This is a genomic window from Bradyrhizobium sp. (assembly GCF_017881085.1).
Classification (GTDB): domain Bacteria; phylum Pseudomonadota; class Alphaproteobacteria; order Rhizobiales; family Xanthobacteraceae; genus Bradyrhizobium.
Map to the genome: position 1 here is coordinate 1 of NZ_JADGRI010000311.1, position 6,232 is coordinate 6,232.

Sequence of the window (6,232 nt, forward strand, 5' to 3'; positions counted from 1 at the left end):
CCCGGCCGAGCGCGCCGCCGCCGGCAAGCCCGAGCAGGGCACCATTCGCCTCTCCGCCTATCATGAAGGCGGCCACATCATCATCTGCATCGCCGACAATGGCCGCGGACTGAATACCGAGCGGATCAAGGCCAAAGCCGTTTCCAGCGGGCTCGTCAGCGAGGCCGAACTGGAGAAGATGACGGAAGCGCAGATCCACAAGTTCATCTTCGCGCCCGGCTTCTCGACCGCAGCCGCCGTCACCTCGGTGTCCGGCCGCGGCGTCGGCATGGACGTGGTGCGTACCAATATCGACCAGATCGGCGGCACCATCGACGTCAAGTCGGTGGCCGGCGAGGGCTCGAGCGTCACCATCAAGATCCCGCTGACGCTCGCGATCGTCTCGGCGCTGATCGTGGAAGCCGGCGGCGACCGTTTTGCGATCCCCCAGCTGGCGGTGGTCGAACTGGTGCGCGCCCGGGCCAATTCCGAACACCGCATCGAGCGCATCAAGGACACCGCGGTATTGCGGTTGCGCAACAAGCTGTTGCCGCTGATGCATCTGAAGAAGCTCCTGAAGATCGACGACGGCTCCTCCTCCGATCCGGAGAACGGCTTCATCGTCGTCACCCAGGTCGGCAGCCAGACCTTCGGCATCGTGGTCGACGGCGTGTTCCACACCGAGGAAATCGTGGTCAAGCCGATGTCGACAAAGCTGCGCCACATCGACATGTTCTCCGGCAACACCATCCTGGGCGATGGCGCCGTGATCATGATCATCGATCCCAACGGCATTGCGAAAGCGCTCGGCGCTTCGGGTGCTGCCAGCCACGAAATCGCCGACGAGAACGCCGCTTCCCGCGCCAGCGCCGCCGAACAGCTGACCTCGCTGCTGGTGTTCCGCGCCGGCACCAACCAGCCCAAGGCGGTGCCGCTCGGCCTCGTCACCCGGCTGGAAGAAATCGCCTGCGACAAGATCGAGCTCTCCAACGGCCGCTACATGGTGCAGTACCGCGACCAGCTGATGCCGCTGGTGCAGATGGCCGGCGTCAGCGTCCAGACCTCCGGCTCGCAGCCGATCCTGGTGTTCGCCGACGACCGCCGCTCGATGGGACTGGTGGTCGACGAGATCGTCGACATCGTCGAGGAGCGGCTCAACATCGAGGTCGGCGGCTCCCCGGACGGCATTCTCGGCTCCGCCGTGATCAAGGGCCAGGCCACCGAGGTGATCGACGTCGGCCACTTCCTCCCCATGGCGTTCCCCGACTGGTTCACGCGCAAGGAGATGACACCCTCGGCCTCGGCGCAATCGGTGCTGCTGGTGGACGATAGCGCGTTCTTCCGCAACATGCTGGCGCCGGTCCTCAAGGCCGCGGGCTACAAGGTGCGGGTGGCGCCGAACGCGCAGGAAGGCCTGACGGCGCTGCGCTCGGGCCAGACCTTCGACGTGGTGCTGACCGACATCGAAATGCCGGACATGAACGGGTTCGAGTTCGCCGAGACCATCCGGGCGGATGCGCATCTGAGTACGATGCCGATCATCGGGCTGTCCTCGCTGGTGTCGCCGGCGGCGATCGAGCGCGGCCGGCAGGCCGGCTTCCACGATTACGTCGCCAAGTTCGACCGTCCCGGCCTGATCGCGGCGCTGAAGGAACAGACCGCCGAACTCCACCGGGCGGCATGAGCAAGCTCAGCCAGGGCATAGGGAAACGAGCATGACCTCCAAGACCGACTTGACCGAAGACGCCGTCGCCGAATACGTCACCGCGATGATCGGCGGGCAATTGTTTGGGCTGCCGATCTCGCGCGTGCAGGACGTGTTCATGCCGGAGCGGCTGACGCGGGTGCCGCTGTCGCCGGGCGAGATCGCCGGCGTGCTCAATCTGCGCGGCCGCATCGTCACGGTGGTGGACATGCGCGCCCGGCTCGGCCTGCCCAAGAACGACGACGGCAAGCCGCCGATGGCGGTCGGCGTCGACCTGCGCGGCGAATCCTACGGCCTCCTGATCGACCAGATCGGTGAAGTCCTGAGGCTTCACGACAACGGCTGCGAAGAAAATCCCGTCAACCTCGATCCCCGCATGGCCAAGCTCGCCGGCGGCGTGCATCGCCTCGACGGTCAGCTCATGGTCGTCCTCGATGTCGATCGCGTCCTCGAAATCGTGCCTGACATGATGGCGGCATAAGACCGGCGGCGGGCACGCAAAGCCGGTGGCAATGGAACATCCCTTTAAGGGATTGAAGAAGCAGAGGCTGAAATGAGAACATGTCTTGTCGTGGATGACTCCAGTGTCATCCGGAAGGTCGCAAGGCGAATCCTGGAAGGCCTGGACTTCCAGATCGTCGAAGCCGAGGACGGCGAGAAGGCGCTGGAAGTCTGCAAGCGCGGACTGCCGGACGCCATCCTGCTCGACTGGAACATGCCGGTCATGGACGGCTACGAATTCCTCGGCGCTCTGCGCCGCATGCCAGGCGGCGACCAGCCCAAGGTGGTGTTCTGCACCACCGAGAACGATGTCGCACATATCGCGCGCGCGCTGCACGCCGGCGCCAACGAATACATCATGAAGCCATTCGACAAGGACATCGTCACCGCGAAGTTCCAGGAAGTCGGCCTGATCTGATCTGCCCCTTTCGATCCGGCGGCTGAACTGCCCTCGGCGTTACAGTGCAATAGTGCCGCGTTCAGCCGTATCTGGTGAGTAATGAGTGTTGCCCTGACAAGTTCCCCACCCCCGAGTTCTGCGCGGCAAGAGCCGTTGCGGGTGATGGTGGTCGACGATTCCGTCGTCATCAGGGGATTGATCTCCCGCTGGATCGCATCGGAATCGGACATGGTGGTCGCAGCGTCGCTGCGCACCGGCCTTGATGCGGTCAACCAGATCGAGCGGGTCAATCCCGATGTCGCCGTGCTCGACATCGAGATGCCGGAGCTCGACGGCATTTCCGCGCTGCCCCAGCTGCTGGCGAAGAAACGCAACCTGATCATCATCATGGCCTCGACCCTGACCCGCCGCAACGCGGAGATCAGCTTCAAGGCGCTGTCGCTCGGGGCAGCGGACTACATCCCAAAGCCCGAAAGCACCCGCGAAGCTACGGCCGCCGAAACCTTCCATCACGATCTGATCCAGAAAATCCGCTCGCTCGGCGCCAAGGTCCGCCGCACGGCTCCGGCGTCTTCGTCGCCGCCGCCGATGCTGGTCAAAGAGCATTTGGCGCGGCCCGCGCTGGCGCCGGTTGCACAGCCGCAGCTGATGCGCCGCCCGTTCAGCATGCAGGCGCCGCGAGTGCTCTTGATCGGATCGTCGACCGGCGGTCCGCAGGCCCTGATGGCGCTGGTCACCGAACTTGGTCCCGTGATCGACCGCTTTCCGGTGCTGATCACGCAACATATGCCTCCGACCTTCACCACGATTCTGGCCGAGCATCTGGCACGGTCGAGCCACAGGCCGGCGCACGAAGCCGTCGATGGCGAGATTGTCAAGGCCGGCCGGATCTATCTCGCGCCGGGCGGCCGCCACATGCGCGTCGTGCGCCACGGCGCCGAAGTCGCGATCGCCCTCGACGACGGACCGCCGGTCAATTTCTGCAAGCCCGCGGTCGATCCGTTGTTCTCCTCGGCGATCGATGTCTGGCAGGCCGGCGTCCTGGCCGTGGTGCTGACGGGCATGGGCTCGGACGGGATGCGCGGTGGCAAGGAGATCGTCGCGGCCGGTGGCAGCGTGATCGCCCAGGACGAAGCCTCGAGCGTGGTGTGGGGGATGCCGGGTGCTGCCGCGAATGCGGGAATTTGCGCCGCCATTCTGCCGCTCAATCAGATCGGTTCGAAGCTGGTCCGGGTGTTCGCGGGAGATCGCTCGTGACGCCGCTGGACTATGACTTCCTGCGCAAGCTTCTGAAGGAGCGCTCCGGCCTCGACCTGTCCGCCGACAAGCAATATCTGGTCGAAAGCCGGTTGATTCCGCTGGCGCGACGGGCGGGCCTTCCGGGCATCGCCGAACTCGTTGCGAAGATCAAGGCCGGCGCCGAGAAGCTGACGTCGGACGTGGTCGAGGCCATGACCACCAACGAGACCTTCTTTTTCCGCGACAAGATTCCGTTCGACCATTTGCGCGAGGCGATCCTCCCGGCGCTGGTGCAGGCGCGCGCCAGCCGGCGTTCGCTGCGGATCTGGTGCGCGGCGTCCTCCACCGGGCAGGAGCCCTATTCGATCGCGATGTGCGTCAAGGAATTCGCAGCCCTTTCGGGGTGGCGGGTCGAAATCGTTGCGACCGATCTGTCGCAGGAAGTGCTGGAAAAGTCCAAGGCAGGGATCTACAGCCAGTTCGAAGTGCAGCGCGGCCTTCCGATCCATATGCTGGTCAAGTATTTCACGCAAACCGGAGAGCTGTGGCAGCTCAACGCCGATATCCGCGCCATGGTGCAGCACCGCCAGCTCAACTTGCTGCAGGACTTCTCTCACCTTGGCACGTTCGATGTGATCTTCTGCCGCAACGTCCTGATCTATTTCGACCAGGACACCAAGGCCGGCATCTTCGATCGGCTTTCGAGGATGCTCGAGCCCGATGGCGTGCTGGCGCTGGGTGCGGCCGAATCCGTGGTCGGAATCTCCGACGCGTTCAAGCCCTATGCGGACCGGCGCGGTCTTTATCGGCTGAATACCGAACGGGCTGCGCGCGCAGGCGTCTCGGCTGCCATGCCGCAGGTGCTGAAGCTGGTCGGAGCGCGCTGATCATCTTTTGACGCGTCTTCTTGACGTGAACCGTATCGACCCCGCTATCCGGGTGCGGGGCAGGCTTCGCTCGAAAACGCCTTAAAGGATCGCGTGCGGCAGGAACCGCGACGTGTTGCCGGTGATCGGATTTTCGTCCTCGCGGATCGATAGCCCGCACGGGATGTGGTCGACCAGCCAGCTTCCCACTACAGGATATTGCCCGGAAAAATTCGGCAGCCGCGCCAGCGCCTGGCGAATAAAGCCTTCGGCGCCGTACGGCCCTTGCTGTTCCATCACCGTCATGCCGTCGCTGACCAGCGCGATGTTGGCGCCTTCGCGCGAATAAAGCGGCTTGCGCACGAAGCTGGTGCCGAGGTGTGCGGCGTCCGGGTCGTCCTCGAAGAAGGCCGGCAGCAAATTGGGGTGATCCGGAAACATCTCCCACAGCAGGGGAAGAATGCCCTTGTTGGAGAGGATTGCTTTCCAGGGCGGCTCGATCCAGCGCGTCGGCGCCCTGGCGAGCCGGGCGCCGAAGTCGTCGTGGAACATCCATTCCCAGGGATAGAGCTTGAACACGAGCCCGATTCCGTGATCGTCGAGATCGACAAAGCTGCCATCCTCGCGCCAGCCGATGTGCTCGATGTCGATCAAGGTGGTTTCGAGGCCGGCCTGACGCGCGGTGTCCTCGAGATAGGCCAGCGTGCCGGCATCCTCGGGGTTTTCGGTGGTCCCGGTGAGATGAAGACGGTGGCCCTCACGGAGTTTTTTCCACGCCTCGATCAGGCGTTCGTGGATCGAATTGAACTGGTCGGCGTGGGCAGGAATGATGCCCCGCTCAATCGCCTGCTCCAGCCAGGTCCACTGAAACACCGCCGCCTCGAAGATCGAGGTCGGCGTATCCGCGTTGTATTCCAGCAGTTTTGCCGGCCCGCGCCCGTCGAAACGGAGGTCGAGCCGGCCGTAGAGGCTGGCCTCGTCGCGGTACCAGCTTTCGGAGATCAGCGGCCAAAAGGTTTCCGGGATTTTCAGCCGGCGCAGATATTCCTCGTCGTCGACGGCGCAGGCGACGAGCTCGAGGCACATCGCGTCGATCTCACCGGTCGGTGCTTCGATCTGATTTTCGATTTCGTCCAGCGTGAACGCGTAAAAGGCGCGCTCATCCCAGTAACGTTCGCCATCGACGGTGTGAAAATCAAACCCGGTTTGATCAGCGGTCAAGCGCCAGTCCTCGCGCTCGGAACAGGCGAGGCGCTTCATGACGCGGGGCTAGCCGCCGCCATGGGCGTGCCCGCCACGGCCATGGAAGTGCGCGTGCAGCCGATGCGGCCCGCCGCCGAAGCCGCCATAGCTCACGCAATATTCCCGCAAGCGCCCGTCCGGCTCACGCCGGAGTTCCGGGATCCGTCCGGGACCGCAATCGCCTCGCTTCACAAAGCCCATCGACACCGCGCCGACGGCGGCGGTGCCCATCATGGTCAGAACGACGCGACGCGAACGTTTCATTGCCGGCCCTCAATCACCATCGGATTGTCGTGGACG

Annotated in this window: 7 protein-coding genes; 5 read left to right on the forward strand and 2 right to left on the reverse strand. The window is 64.2% G+C overall.

Annotation, left to right across the window (positions count from 1 at the left end; all coding sequences use genetic code 11):
- The 5 genes from QZ213_RS22940 to QZ213_RS22960 form a co-directional block, all read left to right on the forward strand.
- Window positions 1–1,663, forward strand: a 1,663-nt coding sequence (locus tag QZ213_RS22940) for a chemotaxis protein CheW (protein ID WP_291688371.1), incomplete at its 5' end; no start/stop codon positions are given.
- A 31-nt stretch (window positions 1,664–1,694) separates the two neighbouring features.
- On the forward strand, window positions 1,695–2,165 hold the full coding sequence (locus QZ213_RS22945) for a chemotaxis protein CheW (RefSeq protein WP_291688372.1): 471 nt from the start codon (window positions 1,695–1,697) through the stop codon (window positions 2,163–2,165).
- Window positions 2,166–2,237: 72 nt separating this feature from the next.
- Window positions 2,238–2,603, forward strand: coding sequence for a response regulator (locus QZ213_RS22950; protein ID WP_291688373.1), 366 nt, complete (start codon window positions 2,238–2,240; stop codon window positions 2,601–2,603).
- A gap of 81 nt (window positions 2,604–2,684) precedes the next feature.
- Complete coding sequence (locus QZ213_RS22955) at window positions 2,685–3,842, forward strand: chemotaxis response regulator protein-glutamate methylesterase (protein ID WP_291688374.1); 1,158 nt, start codon at window positions 2,685–2,687, stop codon at window positions 3,840–3,842.
- A complete protein-coding gene (locus tag QZ213_RS22960; RefSeq protein WP_291688375.1) occupies window positions 3,839–4,711 on the forward strand; it encodes a protein-glutamate O-methyltransferase CheR in 873 nt (290 codons plus the stop codon). Before QZ213_RS22955 ends, QZ213_RS22960 begins: the two co-directional genes overlap by 4 nt.
- 81 nt (window positions 4,712–4,792) lie before the next feature.
- On the opposite strand, the gene QZ213_RS22965 is transcribed toward QZ213_RS22960, so the two are convergent.
- Complete coding sequence (locus tag QZ213_RS22965) at window positions 4,793–5,950, reverse strand: glutathionylspermidine synthase family protein (protein WP_291688376.1); 1,158 nt, start codon at window positions 5,948–5,950, stop codon at window positions 4,793–4,795.
- Between the two features lie 9 nt (window positions 5,951–5,959).
- Window positions 5,960–6,196 (reverse strand): hypothetical protein, encoded by a 237-nt coding sequence (locus QZ213_RS22970; RefSeq protein WP_291688377.1) that lies wholly within the window; start codon window positions 6,194–6,196, stop codon window positions 5,960–5,962.
- Window positions 6,197–6,232 lie beyond the last annotated feature (36 nt).